This is a genomic window from Sporosarcina sp. FSL W8-0480 (genome assembly GCF_037963765.1).
Classification (GTDB): Bacteria; Bacillota; Bacilli; order Bacillales_A; family Planococcaceae; genus Sporosarcina.
The window spans coordinates 2,817,327-2,835,183 of the sequence record NZ_CP150166.1; the positions used below are offsets into that span (position 1 = coordinate 2,817,327).

A 17,857-nucleotide genomic window follows, 5' to 3' on the forward strand; every position below is an offset into this window, starting at 1 on the left:
CCCCCTCCCTCCATCACATCATTATGCCGCCGTCGACATGCAGGACATGTCCGTGCACATAGTCGGATTCTCCGCTTGCCAAAAACAAATACGCATTGGCGATATCTTCCGGTTTTCCAAGCCGTTGCAAGGAAACCGCCGATTCCATCTGTTGGATGATCTTATCCGGCATTTTTCGAACCATCGCGGTCGCCGTGAAACCTGGTGCTACCGCATTGACATTGATCCCTTTACGTCCGAATTCTTTCGCCCAAGTCTTCGTCATCCCATTTACGGCCGCCTTCGTCGCAGCATAATTCGTCTGCCCGAAATTCCCGTAAACGCCACTTACCGAAGATGTGTTGATGATTTTCCCTGCTCCCGCATCAATCATATGCGGTACGACCGCTTGCGTGCAGTTGAAGACTCCCGTAAGATTCACATCCAAGACGCGCTGGAAATCTTCCGGCTCCATCTTCAGCAATGTAGCATCCTTCGTGATTCCAGCATTGTTTATTAAAATATCAATCTTTCCATATCGTTCAATTGTTTTTTCCACTAATTGAGCAACACTTTCACGGTCGGCAACATTCACCTGACAGAAAGTGATTTCATACCCTTTTTCTTTGAATAAACCCTCCTGCTCCTTACCCGCCGCTTCGTCAAAATCGGCCATTACAACGGTTGCCCCTTCTTCTGCAAAACGCTCGCATGCTGCTAAACCGATGCCGTTTGCTCCTCCAGTAATAATTGCGACTTTCCCTGTTAGTCTCATCTTGTCAGCTCCTTACGCCAAAAACGTTTCAATCGTTTCAGTCAGTTTTTCCAAGTTATCTACAAGCGGGGAATGCCCCATATCTGTAAGCGAAACAAACTTCGCGTTGTCCCCAAGGTCTTCCATAATTTCGTTCGTCATTTGCTCCGTCACAACATAGTCCCTGTCACCGCGCAGCACAAGTACAGGAATCGTAATATCCTTCGCCTGATTACTGCCTTCTGTGACGCCGTTATGGATTGGACTTATATTGAATGTGTTCAATGAATGGTAGACATCCGCCAAATTTCGTTGGGTAAGCATATCGTCAACATACTCTTCATATTTATCCGAATGCGGTTGCTTATGTGTGTAGATCAATGCATTCCAGACCGCTTTTAGGCCATCACGATTTTTAGTGTCATACAATCCTTGCATCGCCAACGTCTTCCCTGGATCCTGTTCGACGTCTTCGATTGTTTGCAGACGGTGCTCAAGATCAGGTGTGCCGTCCGCCTTCGTTCCGAAAAACGGATAACCCCTTGTGGATGCTGAAGCAAGAAGGACAAGTTTTTCACACTTTCCTAAGTGATCCGCAACATACTGCATGCAAACAGCTCCCCCCGTCGACCAGCCGACTAAGGAAAACTCACTCAACCCCAACGCTTCGATGAAACCGTGCAAGTCTTCCGAGAAGTCTCGTATGCTAGTAACTCTCTCAAAATATGTAGACTCGCCGAACCCTCGCATATCGAGAGCATAGATTTTATATTTCGGGTCCATGTTGTCGATCAGGACGTCCCAATGCTTCGACGAAGTCATATTCCCATGGACAAGAACGACGATTTTGTCGCCGCCATCACGCTCTCTATATGCAATCTGTTCATTATTCTGCAAAACGACTTTTTTCAATTCCGTTTGTAATACCATCCATTATTCCTCCTCACATTTTCCCCATTTCACCGTCACCGCACCCCATGCATAGCCGATTCCCGCGCTGACAAGGACTGCGAAATCACCGTCTTTCAATTGCCCGGCTGATTGTGCCAACTCCAATGAAAGGATTTGATCCATCTGGCCGATATGGCCGTATTCATGCAAGTAGATGGATTGTTCATCATTTAGACCAAGTTCGCGCAACACATAATCATGTGCCGACCTTTTCATATGCAAAATGGCCAAGTAGTCGATGTCCTTTTCGGTATATCCACTTTTTTGCAATGAACCCCGAATGACTTGAAGAAAGTTTTGCATTGATTTCTGTTCAAGCCTTGTTTTCATTCCAACCGGATCTAACACATCAAGGCGATATAGGCCGTTCTCCAAATCCCCAGTTGTTAGTGGCTTCTTTGTGCCCCCGACCGGAACGACGACATCTTCCGAGAATGAACCATCCGTAATAAGCTCTGTTTCAAGTATGATATTTTCCATATGATCGCGGCGTAAAATCATTGCCGCGCCACCTGCGCCAAGATTGAACATGAAGCGTGTCCGCTCATTTTCATAATCGATGAAGTCGCCATTTCGGTAACCACCTGCTAACAGAACTGTGCGGATTGAAGGATCAGCGACCATAAGACTTTTCGCGACTTTAATCGCCATGATTGTCGTGCCGCAGCGAAGCGCTACATCGAATGCCCATGCATGATACGCCCCGATCTCCTCTTGCATCTTTATAGCGGCCGTCCATAATGGATATTCCTTATGCTCCTCACCGATATAGATGATGACATCGATTTCCTTCGGCTCGATTTGCCCTTTCCTCATCGCTTCACGGGCCGCCCAGATTCCCATCGCAACAGTATGATCATGCTCACCTGGGATCGGCTTTTCCGTAATCCCCATCTTCTGTTTCACAACATCGACGGGTAAATTTGCACGCTCTGCGATCTCTTCACCTGTCATTTTTGTTTCAGGAATATATACACCCGTGCTGACAATCCCGACGACCATTATGAAACCTCCTTCTTAGGTTCAGATTTTGCTCCACCCTTTTTCATCTTCCATTTCCAATATTGCTCCCGTATCGTTCCGACGACACCTCTTGGGAAGAAGACAACCGCCAAAATGTATACGATTCCGAAGAAGATGATCCAACGTTCGAAAATCGGATATTCTTTTGCTAATCCGGATAAATAATGCTGCGCCAATTCAATTACACCCGCACCTACAATCGGTCCGATCAATGTCCCTACACCGCCGATGATCGTCATAAGCAACGCATCTAATGTGATATCCATCGTAAGCACGCTCGTATTGACGAACCGAAGCGATATGGCATATAGCGAACCGGCAAGGCTTGCGATGACACCTGCAACGACAGAGGCAATCACTTTATAATGCAGTGGATTGAAACCGAGGGAACTTGTTCGCTGTTCATTCTCCCTGACGGCAACAAGCACTCTTCCGAATGGGGAATTCACAAACCTTCTTAGGAACACATAAACGAGTACAAGGCAGGCAAGAACGACGAGATAAAACATGACCCGATCCTTGAAAAACTCCGGCGCCTTGAACGTGAATCCGTCATTCCCCTGAGTCAATGTCCGCCATTTCTCCGCCAACACTAAAAACAATCCCGATACAGCGAGTGTCAGCATCGCATAGAAGTGGCTTTTCAATCGCAATGTAAGCAAGCCGATGAAGAAACTGATCAATGCCGCAAGCAGCATGCCGACACCGATTGAAAGGATGAACGTCCCCATCGTTGGCTCAATCCTCTTCAGCATGACTGCGGTCGTGTACGCCCCCATCCCAAAGAACATCGCATGCCCGAACGACACGATTCCGGTATAACCAAGCAAAATATCATAACTCATCGCAAGAATCGAGAAGATGAATATTTGCGTGAGTAATATAGTCCATGTCCTTGATTCCGAGACGAATGGGAAGATGGCAAGCGCGATCACAATGACAACAAGTAAGTAATGGTTTAATTGAAATTTTCTTTTCATGCCGTCACCCCTTTGCCCTGAATAGCCCTTGCGGACGGAAGATTAATACAATAGCCATAAGCATCATATTGACCGCAAGTGAAAGTGCCGGAACGTAATAGGCCATATAACTCCCCGCTAATCCAACAAGAATAGCGGCTGATAACGATCCTGAAAAACTGCCCATTCCACCGATAACTACAACGATGAACGCCAAAATGGCAAACTCAAATCCCATTTCCGCATAGATTACACCGGAATACGGTGCAAACAGCACACCACCAAGTGCAGCAAGTGCCGCGCCAGTCATGAATACATATAAAAACACACGCTTAATATTGATACCAAGTGCCTGCACCATTTCTTTATTCATAACGCCGGCTCGGACAACAAGGCCGATCTTCGTCTTTTGCAACATGTATTGAAAAATGCCGAAGACAAGAAACCCGACGATTATGATGAATAGACGGTATTTAATAATGAGAACATCCCCGATTTCCCAGCTTCCCGCTAAATAAGGCGGCACTTTTGCCGGGATTTGATTCGGCCCCCAGACGACTTTCAACAGCTCTGCCAACACAAGCATGAATCCAAGTGTAATCAAAATCTGTTGGACGTGATTCCCGTAAACCGGCGTGATGATTAGTTTTTCTGTGATGAAACCAAGGACTGCCCCTGTAACAATCGCACCTAAAATACCAAGGATGAAACTCCCTGTAATTGAATAAAACCAGACCCCAGAATATGCACCCCATGCGAACAATCCACCGTGTGCAAAGTTCAATACGCTCATCAAACCGAAAATAAGGGTCAATCCGGAAGCAAGAAGAAAGATGAGCATGCCTGTTGCCAAGCCGTTTATCGTCAAATTGATAAGTAATTCCATCGTGCAGCCCCCTTCACCCGATTCCCAAATATTTTCGTTTCAATTCTTCATTCGCTATCAAATCTTTCATCTCACCGGCATGCACTGTCGCGCCATCGTCAATAAGTGTGTACCGGTCTCCAATCCGGCTTGCCATGATGAAATTCTGTTCGACAAGCACAATCGTCGTGCTCTTCTTCATTTCCGTAATGGCTTCCATCACCTTTTCGACGACAATCGGGGCAAGGCCTTTTGATGGTTCGTCGATTAACAGCAGCTTGCTTTCATGGACGAAAGCTCTTGCCATCGCCAACATCTGCTTCTGTCCACCTGACAGATGCCCTCCATCCTTTTTCCAAAACGTCTTCAAATCAGGGAAGAGATCCAACACATATTCCTGCCGGGCAAGTGTCGCGTCATCCTCTTTTCGCATTGCTACTTTCATATTTTCCTCGACGGTCAAATCGGCGAATATCCCCTGGTCTTCCGGGACGTACCCGATGCCTGTATTTGCAATTACATATGTAGGCTGTTTTTTGATGTCCTTGTCTTCAAAAAGAATTGTCCCTTTCGAAGCGGGTGTCAATCCCATGATCGTTTTCAAAGTCGTCGTTTTCCCAGCCCCGTTTCGTCCCAACAGCACACTCACTTCACCAACACGTGCTTCAAATGAAACACCTTGGAGGATATGATATTGCCCGATATGCGTATGGATATCCTCAACTTTCAGCAAGGTTTTCATCACACAATCCTCCTAAGTACGCGTTTTGAACGGTCTCGTTGTTCATGATTTCCTCAGGGCTTCCGTCAGCAAGCAGTTTGCCGTTGAAAAGCACCATGATCGAGTCCGATAGGTCAAGAATCATATCCATCTTATGTTCGATCAAAAGAATCGTCTTTTCCCCCGTCTGCTTGATCGCTTTTATGACGTCAAGGATAGCTGGCACTTCCTCAAGCGACATTCCTGCAGTCGGTTCATCTAACAAAAGCACTTCCGTATCAAGCGCCAAAAGCATCGCGATCTCCAATTTCCTTTTTTCACCATGGGACAACTGGCTCGCGATGGCATGCTCCTTTCCTTGCAGCAAAACGACCCCAATCAGCCTCTCCGCTTCTTCCATCAGCTTTTTATGATAAGTGAAATGCCGATACATCTGATACCGGATCTTTTCCTTTGATTGGACCGCAAGACGTACATTTTCAAGTACCGTCAAATTCGGAAATACGTTCGTTATTTGGAATGAACGGCCAAGACCCAACCGCGCCCGTGCGACGGATGACATCGAAGTGATCTTCTCCCCTTTGAAATAGACATCGCCTTCTGTAGCCTTCAATTCTCCGCTAAGCAAATTAAAAAACGTCGTCTTCCCCGCCCCATTCGGACCGATGATTGACTTCAACTGTTTTGCTGGCATTTCAAAATTCACTTTGGATACTGCCGTATGTCCTCCGAAGCGAATTGTTAAATTCTCTGTTTTAATGATCGGTTCCACATCGTTTCCTCCTTCCACCTGTTCAGCCCTTCTCGATTGGATGAATAAGGGGGGATTTCATCCAATTGAGAAGGACAGTACAAACTGTCCTTCTTTCGTTTACTTATTTAGGATTGGTGGCTCAGTCTCCTCAGGTGACAATTCTCTGAGAAGTACCGGCACTGGGTACGGAATGCCTTCTTGTTTTTCAAGTTTAATAGAGTAAAGTGTTTGCAATGCTTGGTGGTCTTCCGCACGGAATGTCATTTTCCCTTTCGGTGTTTCGAAAGACATGCCTTCCATGATGGAAATCAACTTATTGCCGTCTGCGTCACCATTCGATTTATTCAAAGCTTCAACAATCGCGATGGCTGCGGACATACCGCCCGGTGTGAATAGATCCGGAACTTCACCGTTGTATCTCGCTTTATGTTCCTTGACTAACCAATCATTGATTGGGTTGTTTGGAAGCGTGTGGTAGTAAACTGAGAATCCTTCCATTCCGATAAGTGGCTCCATGATGGATAGTGCCGGGATATCAGGTGCACCCGTTGAAATTTTGATGCCTTTCTCTTGCATCTTCAAATCGGCAATTTGGTTCCAAGGCGAGTTTGCACCAGCCCAAACGACGAACATATAATCCGGTTTTGCTTCAATGACTTTTTGTAAATTGGAAGTGAAGTCAGTTGCAGCCGGGTCAGCAAATTCTTCAAGGATAATTTCAGCCCCTAATGCTTCAGCCGCTTTTTTAAACGCCGCAATGCCATCCCATCCGAATGAGTAGTCCGGTGCAAATGTAGCGATTTTCACTCCAGGTCCAGCAATTGCAGCAGCTCCTGCTACAGCGTCTTGTGATGAGTTACGTGCTGTACGGAAAATGAACGGGTTGAATTCCGAGCCTGTGATGCTGTCGGCAACCGCCGGCTCGACGATCATGATTTTCTCGTATTCTTCAGCAAGTGGAAGTACTGCGAGTGTGTCACCTGAACTGGATGATCCGACGAGGAAGTCGACTTCATCTTCTTCAAGTAGTTTTGTTGCTTTTTGAACTGCGACTTCAGGTTTTGTTTCTGTGTCTTCGTAGACGACTTCAATCTTTTTGCCCGCGACGACCATTGTTCCGCCTGTTGCATACTCGAGTCCAAGTTCGAAGCCTTGTTTGGTTTGCTTTCCGTATGATTCAAGGGCGCCAGTTAGGGAGGCAAGGACACCGATTTTGATAGTGCCTAATTCTTCCTCATCATCTTCGTTTTGATTTGACTGGTTTGTTGCTTTTTCGTCATCGTCCGTCTTTGTGGATGCTTCGCCACCGTCGGATTTGCTGCAAGCCGCCATGATGATTAACATCATTGCGACTAATAAATACAACCATGATTTCTTCTTCATACTGCAACTCCTCTCAATCTGTTATTTTGTAACCGCTTTCTTTCTGTCTCTAAGTCTATGTTAAGAGAGTTGCAAATCAGTTACATAACTGAAACTGGGCCGTTGATTTCCACTTCGGGCGGACGCTTTCCGCGGGCATGGCCTCAGCCTCCTCACTTCGCTACGCTACGTTGCGGGGTCTTCGGCTCATGCTATTCCCGCAGGAGTCGCCGCCCTCCGCTTCAATCAACTAACTCCAATGCATCTATTAGAATCTATCAAAAAAAGGAAGCAGTTGGTTTGCTTCCTCATAATTCGTTCATGATCATTCTGTACATTTGCTCGGTTGTTTCCATTGGTTCGATTGAGAATTCTTCTTGTAAGACGGATTTGCATTTCATGTACCACTTGATTGACTGTGGGCGGTTTTGGAGTTGGTAGTGTGCGTACATGAGTAGGCGGTATGCTTCTTCCCATGTTGGTTCGATGTGCAATAGTCGTTCTGCCCATTCGATTGTTTTTCCATACTCGCGCAATCGGGTGAAGGATTGGGCGAGGCGTTCGATTACTTGGATGTAATGCTGTTCGGTTTGGTCGCGTTGATGGGAGATCCACTCGACGGATAATTTTTCTTCGAACAGTTTTCCTTTGTACAAGGAAGCTGCTTTTAGAAGGGATTCGACGGTTTGTTTTGCGTCTTTTTCCGACAGGCCTTTTTCCATGTATAGATTGAATTGATCCAAGTCGCTTCGAATTTCGGCTTTGGGGTTTAATCGGTACATCGTTTGTTTGCGTAAGATGAAAAAGGATGGTTCTCTTGCGCTTCGTTCCGGTTCGATCACTTTTAATAATGCATTCAATGCTACTTTGAAATCGCGGTCGGCGCTTTTTTCATCGGCATCCATCCATAATGCCTGCATGATTTCTTCTTTCGGGACGTATCGATTTTTATTCAAAAGCAAATAGAGGAAGAGTTCTTTCGCTTTGTCACGTTGCCATTTGCGTTCGTCAACTTCGTCGAATCCAAGGTACATCGTGAAGGGGCCTAAGACGTGCACATCTAATTTGTAGCCCGGGTGGGAAACGATGTCATCTAATTGCAGAAAATGGGCCGCTTGTTGGATGCTTACTTCTGTAGGAAGTTGGCGTGCGGCTTTTAGCACTAATGGATGGATGGACTGGCGATCGAATGGGCCGAATAGGGTATCCGATGACAAAAAGAATGAGTAATGATGTGTCATCATAAGGAAGAAACACCGTTTTGAATACACTTGGCATAAATCCTCATTCGCCATTCGGTCATAGATTGACATGAGCCAAAATGCGGTGACCATCTCCCCGTAGTGATCTCCACATTCCTTAAATATCCGCTCTGCTTCAAGTAAATGACGTTCACTTTCTTTTTCATCTCGCGCGTAAAAGTAGACGATTGCCAAGCCGATATGTATTAATCCGGACAACCAGCCGTCATTCACCCGTTCCGTTTCATGCAAACCTGCTTTTCCATATTGAATCGCTTCGGAATAGTTCCCTTCCCTTGTAGCCAAAATGGATAAACCCATATAAGCCTCCGCGTTGCCTCGGGAGACATTCAATTCATCCATTCGCTCTATCGCCTTTGTGTAAAACTCTTTAGGTGTGGTCAAATCGGTAGGGTCTGCAAGTATTTTCGCATGGCCCATTCGAATACGTCCAACGGCTTCGATGAATCCGGACTTTTCCGCGACGCCTAACCGGATTCCCTTCGCGGCACTTTCCATTGCAAGCTCTGTTTGTCCTGTCATCGCGTAAACTAAAGAAAGTAGGACATCCGTTTCACGATGTGCATCCGGTAAATTGGAATCGTCGACCCTTGAAGCAAGAATAGCCTGCGTTTCATTTAATTGCCCAGTTCTTAACGCAATCCGTGCGTCCAAATTGCCTTCCCGTAATATGCTTTTGTCTTGAATTTCCCGCTCCACCCATTCCGATGCCGCAGATGCCCTACCCAAGTTGACAAGATTCTCGGCGAATTGCCGTTTTAGTAACTCCATTTCAAGAGGCGTAGTCTTCTCACTTTTCTCGGCTAACAGAATCGCGTTCATTAAATAAGAGTCGGCTAATCCTGGTTGGATTGTGTCCAAGTATATATGCGCGATCCCTGCATTCGCCCTTCCCGCATAATAATCGTCGCCGTTCTTTTCAGCAATCTGGATGCATTTCGTATAAGCTTCCCTTGCTTTCTCGTAAAATGCGCGATATCGATGGGCTTCACCTTCAAAATAATAAAGGGGATAATACGACTCCCGCATTTCAAAACTAAGCCCTTTCAGTATGTCAAGCAGCCATTCGAACTGACCTGATTTGATTAATGCGGAACCATTATCCGTTATTATTTTGCCTATGAACTGTGCGTCACCGCTTTTTATTGAATGAGCAATGGCCGGGATAGGCTCCTTCCGATGGAGATAGAATTCCGCTGCTTTCTTTTGATTCGCTTCGTATTGTCGCTTGTCGACACTCTGCCATTTCCGTTCCAAAAATTGTTGGAAAAGCGCATGATAGCGGTACGATCCTTCACCGATCGACTGGATGAACACATGTCGGCCCGCAAGTTCCTGGAGAATCCTTGCCGCTTGATCTCCATAAAAGTTCTTTATTAAATCCTCGGAAAACATCGGAAATATGGAGAAAGATAGCGCCCACTCCTGTTCTTCCGGGGTCATCCGATTGAAGACTTCTTCCGAGAGATAAGCGAATAAATCATGCAAAGCAGGTTTCATCTCAACAGAAAAATCACTGTTCGCACCAGTGACATGAATCGCCAACAGGTTCACTGCGATTGCCCAGCCTTCCGTTAATTGAATAATGGAAGCTGCCTCTACAGAGGTCAAAACCTGATCGAAATAATCCTCAAAAAATACCGAAACCTCGTCTTCAGAGAATATGAGATCCGCTTCCATCAATTCATTCAGCTGTCCCGTTAATTTCAATTTCACCAAACCCGACCAACGCGGACGATTTCGCGTGGCTACGACAAGATGAACTTGTGGCGGCAACATCCCGATCATCTTTTCGATTAAGTAATTGATCTGAAAAACGTGGTCGACATAATGGAAGTCATCAATAACGATAAAAAAAGGTTTGTCTAATTCGAAAAGCTCATTCATGAATAATGCAAGCCAACGCTCAAGATCGAGTTCTCTTGGATAGATTTCAGGGTCATCCCATTCGGATAGGGAGTCTCCGAACTGCGGACAAACATGCCGGATGCTTTCTGTCAAATACGTAATAAATGGGAGGATATCATCGTCCGCCTCCGTAACAGAAAACCAGCTATACAACGCCCGCGTATCATGAAAGTAAGCCGCCAGCCCAGAACTCTTCCCGTACCCCGCACCACTATGCAAAAGTGTCAACTTTACCTTTTCAGCCATCTTCATTTTTTTAATGAACGAAGCCCGTCGCATATACGTCGCGGATGGCGTCGGTGGCATTAGTTTAGAAAGCAATATAGGTTTTGTCTGCATCGTTTCTCACCTACCCTGTTAATCTCTCTTTCTAACTATTTTATCATAGGAAGGTTCTGAATTGGATGACATTATGATAAATATAAAAAAACCACCTTTCGAATTTACACATGAAAATTCGAAAGGTGGTTTTTAAATTCATAGGTTATTAGCCTTTTTTAGCCGCTTTACATCGGATCTCATCGTTATGATGTCATCTGCCTGCCAATACTTCAAGCCGCACCATCGAACAGTGAGACTTTATCATCGAGTCGTTCGATATCTTCTTTTAAGCCTTTAATATCTTCTTTCATGACTGAGACATCTGCTTTTACTTCTGCAATCTCACTTTTCAATTCTTCCTTCGTATCCTTCAATTGATTTGTTCTGTTAGTTCGCAATTGCTTTCTTTAATACTTTGACGTCAAGGGTTAGGGCATCCACTTGCGCAATAATAGATTTTACCTGGTTAGCGGATTCGTTGTTCGTAGTAAGCTGTTCTTTAATACCTACAATGCTTTCAGTATTTTCGGCAACTTGTGCAGAAATGGAATCTAATTTTTCATCTACTTTGTCCAAACGTTCATGTAACGGTTGAAGTGCTTCGTGAATGACGGATTGCAACATTTCCTTTAAGTCGTTATGATTGCTCATGATAATCCTCCTTTCCTTGATTTTTCGTCTATTTGTTAACTCACAGTTGTTCGTTCAATAAGCCTATTTTCACTCATAAAAATGGAATAATTTCAAATTACCAGAAACGTATGTTCTTACTTAATTATACACTTTTATCGATAAATCGTCAATTTCACTTTGTATTCGACAGCATCTTCTTTTGAGGAGTTTGGATATGGCGACCAGAAAATTACATATGTAAATGCCAACAGCCTAAAAAACCCGCAAAAGTGCAGAATTTTTAGGCTGTCTTACTGAATCACTATTATTTAGGCAATCGTTCCTCCCGTAATCGCCTTCCCGACGATTCCGCATATACTGATGAACGATATCGGAGAATCGGATCATCCGAGCATTCAAGTCCTTGTACTTCGATCGTCGGATCAAAAACGAGGCGCTCTGCTGCGTCTTCCCTCACTGATTTCAGCGTCAGAATTCCTGCATCGATCATCGGCCGTTCCTCTGGCCACCTGACACTTGGATCATCCACGAGGTCACCCTCTCCTGCTATCTGGATCACCAGGCGAAATTGCACATCTCCGCTTTTCATTCGATCTATCAGCTCAGCCTCCAAATCATCCATACGACCGGCTAACAATCCCCTCTCCTCTTCAAGGACAGGCACCCACCTGAACCGTACAGCTTGCCGCTTGTTTTGCTCGTTCACCAAGTAATACGAATGGAGCGCATAGTACGTCTCCTCCGCAAAACTCACAGTTGGTTTCAATTGCTTCAAGAGGGTTGGCACCGCCCGAAATTCAGTATCTTTCCGAAGGACACGCCATTTTTCACGCCACGACAGCTCACCTTTCGTCATCATCTTTAGCAACCTGACAAACGCTTCAGGCGTCTTCGTTATGAACACTGGAATATTCGCCATCGTCAAGTTCGTAACTCCGCCATTCGGCAATGAAAACCGGACCGCCATCCCCTTGAACGGTACAAGCCATTCAGGAGGATCAGGCGTCACAGTACTATGGGAATACCGGACAACAGTTTGAACTTTTTCACCTAACAAATGTTGCGCTTTCGTCAAGGATGCCACATTCCCGTTCGGCACAAATTCTGCTTCAAAAGCAATTCCCTTCGCATGCGCCCGCCGATACCCTGGATACCTTCCCGCAAAATCTTCAATCGCATCGACCGCTTCATCCGGCGCTATATACTTGTCTTCATTCCCAAACATAACCGCATCACCCTTTTCACTCTTTACCTCCTCTATTCCCTTAAACAGTAAGGTTCATACGCAACCGAAGACATAAAGCAAAAATGCTCAAGCTACAAATGAAAAAGATGCCTTCCCTGCCACTAATCGCGGCAAATAGGAAGGCATCTTATTAATTTCAATTACCCATTTCGGCACTCTTTAAACTAAATACGGCAGCACTGGCTCAATCACAACCGCTCCGCTTTCACGAAGGAAATTCCCAACAATCTCAACATGACCCGATCCGACAATGAACAAAATCCGCTCATCACCTGAAGTCGCTAAATCCATTAAATTAGAAAACAGGATTAAATTCCGCTCATACCACCAGACCAACCAGTCGATGCCGACATACGCTTCCACTTCTTTTAATCGAGCGATGTTTAGGTTCATACGATGATGTTGCTTGATCACTTCCGGTTCGTTCGCATAAGAAAACCATTCTTTTACTGTTCGATTTCCGATTGCAAGTAAATCATGCCCGTCTTCTAACCAACCGAAAATTTCCTGGAATAACTTTGGCTGATTCTCCTTCGCCCATTGGTAGACCTCTCCGGAAGTCTTTCGCCTAGAGCCTTTCTCCATCCAGTCAATCGCATTAACTTTCGAAAGACCTGCTTTTTTTGCAATCCTAAATCCAAGCTGAAACACTTCATTCATCTCTAAATCATAGTCGCCTTTTATGTACGCATCATACTTTTCATTTAGAGCGGCATCCCACTTCTTCTCCACCTCGACAGCCACCTTGGTCGGTTTGAACGTAGCTAACTGTTCCACAACCTCCCTAATTTCCTTCTGTCTCGTCTCCGAAAATAAGTCATCCGTCTCCGTAACGTAGACGTCCGCAGTCTCGCCCATATGGAACGTACCTAAGAGCAGTATGGTTGGTTTATTACGCATTGCAGTCATTTGAAGCAATCCCCCAGTTACACTATTTTGTTATTAGTTCATAGCCATATCCTTTTAAAACAATAACTACTTCCGGAAAATCAGTTCCCCGTCCGAATCATACTCATGTATAAACTCAAATCCCAAGTTTTCATAAAGACAAATCGCCCCGTTGTTCTCCCCGTACACACTCAAATAAATCGGTTGCTCACCGTATTCCGATAGCATACGCTCAATCAGCAGCTCCGTGAAACGCCGTCCATACCCTCGCCTTTGAAAACGTTCATCTATTAGCAACCGATCTAACCATAAATTGCGTCCACCCCCACTATCTAACAGCGCGCCATACATCGCAAAGCCAACCAATCTACCATCGACGTACAACCCGACTGGGCGAAATTCCGGCCATTCCTCTGCATCTTTCAAACACACTTCCAGCGACTCAATGTATCCCCGTTGCTCCTCAGAAACGCGTAGTTCCAACACATCCTTACTATTCTTCTCGTCTATTTCGCATATCTCGTAATTCATAGAACCATTCCCTTGTGTTAAAATATGGATTTTACCTATTAGTATCTATTTTAGCACAATAAGGTTCTGAATTGGATGACACATAGGGGGAAAAAATAAAAATACGAACCTGTTAGGTTTGTTGAGCCCTAACAAGTTCGTATTGATGTTAATATCAATTGGCCAGTCTTAATAATCGTAGATATTTCACCTATCTTCCTCAGGAAGCACTTCATAAGCTAATTTCATAATGATTTCCTCTTGCTCAGGATACTTTGACAGCAGCTCTTCCTGCGTGAACATCTCAAAATCCTGGAATTCAAAGCCAGGAGACACCATGCAACCTACTAATGAAAATGCATCCTCTTCCATTACAGATGATCCAAAGATTGAGTTTTTCGGAACGAGAGCTTGGGGGACTTCTCCTTTGTCAAGATTTAGTCCAAGCTTAATCTCTTCATATGTTCCATTTTCATGGAGAATATGAACGGTTAATGAACTTCCCGCGTGGTAATACCACAGCTCATCCGACTTCAACCGATGAAAATGCGACACATCAGTAGACGTTAAAAGAAAATAAATGCTCGTATAAAGCTTCCTCTTCCCATCATACGTAACCGATAATTCCTCATCCGTTACCTGTTCATTCGAAACAAACGTCTGCTTATAATACCCGCCTTCCGGATGCGGTTTTAGTTCAAGTTTGGATACGTAATACATTGCGTCTTGTTTCATCATTAATTCAAATCCTTCCGAAGAAACTCCGAATCGATCGTCTTCCCAAATTCCTCTTTTAGACGAGTAAAAATAGGTAACAGACCATTCTTGAGTATTGTTGAAATTTGATTGGTGTTTTTCTTTTCCATCGCTTTTCGAATCTTTAACAACTCCGCTTGCATGTTGGACTTCAACTGTTGGAATAGTTCCCAGTTTGAAGGACGTTCTTTACTATTTGTCACTACTTTCAGCATATCATTCAGCCACTCCATACCACCAAGCAGCATTTCAAACCTGTCCCACGTATCACTTGTCGGAACACGATTAAAGCCCTCGACAAGTACGCTCATATCGGGAATTGCACGCTGCAAATATTCCTCAGCAGATAGAAGGACATCATTCATAAATTCCTTTTCTGTCTTAATGACAACCTGAAGCTCCTTGATTTCGTCCAAATGGCTCTCCAAATACTCCTCATGCTCATCGTAAACTTCTTCACCGTCGGCAAGAAAATGGCTGAAATAATGGCCTTGCGTTACGTTTTCATTGATCAGCTCAATCACTTCATCAGCTGACGGTACCTCTTTATACTCAATCTGTTGTTCACCGATAATTAATTTCAAGTTGCTGCCTCCATGTATTTCAATTTGTGCGGTGCTGTTGTTTATATCGTCTATTATGAGCATTATTTCAGCTAAACAAAAGTGTTTTCTTCTTGATAAAACCAATCTTCCCCTTCCGTCAAATCCAACTTAAATTCTTCTACTGGCCTGTATGGGAGGTGATAAACTTGTCCATTTCGGTAATTTATTCTTTCTTTCTTTTCTTTCTTACCCTTCTTGTTAGATGTTACTTGCCTGTTCTCCGGCTGTTGACTGCCTGCTGAAATGGCTGTTTCCAAGCTATCATTCTTTTGGTAAACGTCCCAATTCACAATGGTTATAAGCCGATTTTGATTCGTTGATTCGTCTGTTAGAAACCCGTATCTTGCAAAACGCTTGAGAGCCGTGCGGATTTTCTGCACAGTTATTCCCTTGCCGCATTGTAGGACGAGAGACGGGAGTGACGTGATCATCTGTCCCGGCTGCAACGAATACTCGTTTCCTTTCCAATCCCACTGCCGCTCCTTGTATGTCGCCATCTTCAATAACGTTAATAGAATCACTTTCTGATCCGACGTCGCCTCCGTCCAAATGGGCTTTTCCCATAGTGACCGATGAGTTTTAAACCAACCTTGATTCATTTTCCCTTCACCTCATATTAAGATTTTATGAACAGTCGCTTCACTTACTATATAGAGTGTTCTTTGGGAAAAGGATACAGATTAATGAAATATTTTTTGTATAGGCTATGGAAACTATGGACTATCACCATTTATTTTCGGATCAAAATAAACAAAGTAAGCGAACTCTGCGAAAAAAGAAAACTATAATGCAAATAAAAAAGAGACTTCCGCGAAGAAGTCTCTTTTAAGTATACCAAGGATACGATTAACGTAGAAGTTGAAGTACGCCTTGAGGCTGTTGGTTTGCTTGCGACTTGTCTCGTTATTTCTAACAAGGTCAGACTATATCGTCACACTTATGGCAAGGATACTTCAGCCCCTTTAAAGTTATTCTCAAAATATAATTCCAAAGGTTATTTATTTCGTAGGATTAAAACAAATCTCCCAAATTACTCCTGAATAACATTTCCCACGCTCTCATTAATCCGTCAATCACTTCTCCGCTGCTATGAATACAGAATGGGGAGCAAGTAAGGAATCTTGACACTGTGCCTCTGAGGCTAATTAAAGGATCAGATAAATTCAGAAATGAGATCAACCTTTTATATTACTGAATATAAGATATTTTCCACGTCTTGTTTACTTAATTCAACAGGATTATTGTCCATTCTGCCACCTGTAAAAGCATTATCTACAATAATAGAGATATCATTATCAGTTATACCAAAGGTCGATAGCTTCATCGGTACTATTCCCTCGCAGACGTAATCAATGAAATCCTTAATACCACCAAATTCATTAAACAATGCTAAAAGTAATTTATCATTTGGAAAATGGTTTGTATTTATATTGGCAACAGCATCTAAAGTAAGTGCTACCGCTAATCCATGGGGAACACCATATAACATTGTTAACGGATAGGAAATCGAATGACAAGCAGTTGTTCTTGTATGAGAAAATGCCATACCAGCTAATACTGATGCACGGCAAAGTTTCTCTCGACTTTGAACATCACCTGGTTGCTCGACTGATGTCCGAAGATTTTCAATAACTATTTCCACCGCTCTATATGCAAGTTCCTGAACAACAGGTGTGGTGTGTTTGGACCAATATGCTTCTATAGCTTGACACATCGTATCCAACCCTGTTGCTAATGTCATCATGGGCGGTACCGTTAATGTTAATTCAGGAACAATAATAGCTTTTTTAGGTTTCAAACCTGGATTATCAATTGAAAATTTTCTTCTTTTATTCATATCCCAAATCGTAGCCCATTGAGTAATTTCTGATCCAGTTCCTGCGGTTGTAGGAACGGCAATAATATCTATAAAATTGTTATTTATATAAGTCTTGTTCGTAATACTATCCGTAATTGTTTCTACTGTAAGTCTTTTACTTTGATAAACATTATAAAAAGTACTAACACCTTTTGAGAGGTCAATTGCACTTCCCCCGCCCAAGGCAATGATTATGTCGACATCTTTGTTGCCTATTTGCTCAAGAGCCTCAATAATATCACTTTGTGTTGGATTTGCAACTACTTGGCTAATCCATATAAATGAACTATTAACTTCCTCACACTTATTCTTGAATTCTTCAATAAAATTCTCAATATCCCATCTTAATGCTGATGATTTACTCATCACCAATACAATGTTAGAGGAAGTGTATTCCAGAAGAGTTTGTTCTAATTGTTTTAAATTAGAAAACTTAATTTCCGTGTTACAAAATGGTTTATAGGTCATAGCCCTCTCCTTATATAAGACAATCTACATTCTC

General features: G+C 43.8%; 18 protein-coding genes. All 18 read right to left on the reverse strand.

The features are described from left to right. Positions 1-13: 13 nt before the first annotated feature. Entirely contained in the window at positions 14-754 is a 741-nt protein-coding gene (fabG, locus tag NSQ43_RS14545; RefSeq protein ID WP_339251343.1) for a 3-oxoacyl-ACP reductase FabG, read from the reverse strand. Between the two features lie 12 nt (positions 755-766). After that, positions 767-1,663, reverse strand: a complete 897-nt coding sequence (locus NSQ43_RS14550) for an alpha/beta hydrolase (RefSeq protein ID WP_339251345.1) — start codon at positions 1,661-1,663, stop codon at positions 767-769. A gap of 3 nt (positions 1,664-1,666) precedes the next feature. Continuing rightward, on the reverse strand, positions 1,667-2,686 hold the full coding sequence (locus tag NSQ43_RS14555; protein ID WP_339251346.1) for a 3-oxoacyl-ACP synthase: 1,020 nt from the start codon (positions 2,684-2,686) through the stop codon (positions 1,667-1,669). Further along, positions 2,686-3,687 carry a branched-chain amino acid ABC transporter permease gene (locus NSQ43_RS14560; protein WP_339251347.1) on the reverse strand — a complete coding sequence of 334 codons (1,002 nt, stop codon included), beginning with the start codon at positions 3,685-3,687 and terminating at the stop codon, positions 2,686-2,688. Before NSQ43_RS14560 ends, NSQ43_RS14555 begins: the two co-directional genes overlap by 1 nt. A 4-nt stretch (positions 3,688-3,691) precedes the next feature. Next, positions 3,692-4,552: a branched-chain amino acid ABC transporter permease gene (locus NSQ43_RS14565; protein ID WP_339251348.1), complete on the reverse strand. Its 861-nt coding sequence runs from the start codon at positions 4,550-4,552 to the stop codon at positions 3,692-3,694. A gap of 13 nt (positions 4,553-4,565) precedes the next feature. Then, positions 4,566-5,273: an ABC transporter ATP-binding protein gene (locus tag NSQ43_RS14570; protein ID WP_339251349.1), complete on the reverse strand. Its 708-nt coding sequence runs from the start codon at positions 5,271-5,273 to the stop codon at positions 4,566-4,568. Continuing rightward, positions 5,251-6,024, reverse strand: a complete 774-nt coding sequence (locus tag NSQ43_RS14575) for an ABC transporter ATP-binding protein (protein ID WP_339251351.1) — start codon at positions 6,022-6,024, stop codon at positions 5,251-5,253. The genes NSQ43_RS14570 and NSQ43_RS14575 overlap by 23 nt, the downstream gene beginning before the upstream one ends. Positions 6,025-6,123: 99 nt before the next feature. After that, positions 6,124-7,389 carry a substrate-binding domain-containing protein gene (locus NSQ43_RS14580; protein WP_339251356.1) on the reverse strand — a complete coding sequence of 422 codons (1,266 nt, stop codon included), beginning with the start codon at positions 7,387-7,389 and terminating at the stop codon, positions 6,124-6,126. A gap of 287 nt (positions 7,390-7,676) precedes the next feature. Beyond that, positions 7,677-10,877 (reverse strand): BTAD domain-containing putative transcriptional regulator, encoded by a 3,201-nt coding sequence (locus NSQ43_RS14585; protein WP_339251358.1) that lies wholly within the window; start codon positions 10,875-10,877, stop codon positions 7,677-7,679. A 212-nt stretch (positions 10,878-11,089) separates the two neighbouring features. Next, positions 11,090-11,257 carry a hypothetical protein gene (locus tag NSQ43_RS14590; protein WP_339251359.1) on the reverse strand — a complete coding sequence of 56 codons (168 nt, stop codon included), beginning with the start codon at positions 11,255-11,257 and terminating at the stop codon, positions 11,090-11,092. After that, a complete protein-coding gene (locus tag NSQ43_RS14595; RefSeq protein WP_339251360.1) occupies positions 11,247-11,510 on the reverse strand; it encodes a hypothetical protein in 264 nt (87 codons plus the stop codon). Before NSQ43_RS14595 ends, NSQ43_RS14590 begins: the two co-directional genes overlap by 11 nt. A 286-nt stretch (positions 11,511-11,796) precedes the next feature. After that, positions 11,797-12,717, reverse strand: coding sequence for a catalase (locus NSQ43_RS14600; RefSeq protein ID WP_339251361.1), 921 nt, complete (start codon positions 12,715-12,717; stop codon positions 11,797-11,799). Between the two features lie 180 nt (positions 12,718-12,897). After that, positions 12,898-13,647, reverse strand: coding sequence for a DUF5694 domain-containing protein (locus tag NSQ43_RS14605; protein WP_339251362.1), 750 nt, complete (start codon positions 13,645-13,647; stop codon positions 12,898-12,900). A gap of 66 nt (positions 13,648-13,713) precedes the next feature. Continuing rightward, positions 13,714-14,157, reverse strand: coding sequence for a GNAT family N-acetyltransferase (locus NSQ43_RS14610; RefSeq protein ID WP_339251363.1), 444 nt, complete (start codon positions 14,155-14,157; stop codon positions 13,714-13,716). Between the two features lie 186 nt (positions 14,158-14,343). Then, entirely contained in the window at positions 14,344-14,874 is a 531-nt protein-coding gene (locus NSQ43_RS14615) for a cupin domain-containing protein (RefSeq protein WP_339251364.1), read from the reverse strand. Further along, positions 14,874-15,476 (reverse strand): hypothetical protein, encoded by a 603-nt coding sequence (locus NSQ43_RS14620; RefSeq protein WP_339251365.1) that lies wholly within the window; start codon positions 15,474-15,476, stop codon positions 14,874-14,876. The genes NSQ43_RS14615 and NSQ43_RS14620 overlap by 1 nt, the downstream gene beginning before the upstream one ends. A 71-nt stretch (positions 15,477-15,547) precedes the next feature. After that, complete coding sequence (locus tag NSQ43_RS14625; RefSeq protein ID WP_339251366.1) at positions 15,548-16,096, reverse strand: hypothetical protein; 549 nt, start codon at positions 16,094-16,096, stop codon at positions 15,548-15,550. A 584-nt stretch (positions 16,097-16,680) separates the two neighbouring features. Then, positions 16,681-17,823, reverse strand: a complete 1,143-nt coding sequence (locus tag NSQ43_RS14630) for a phosphonoacetaldehyde reductase (protein ID WP_339251367.1) — start codon at positions 17,821-17,823, stop codon at positions 16,681-16,683. Positions 17,824-17,857: the final 34 nt, after the last annotated feature.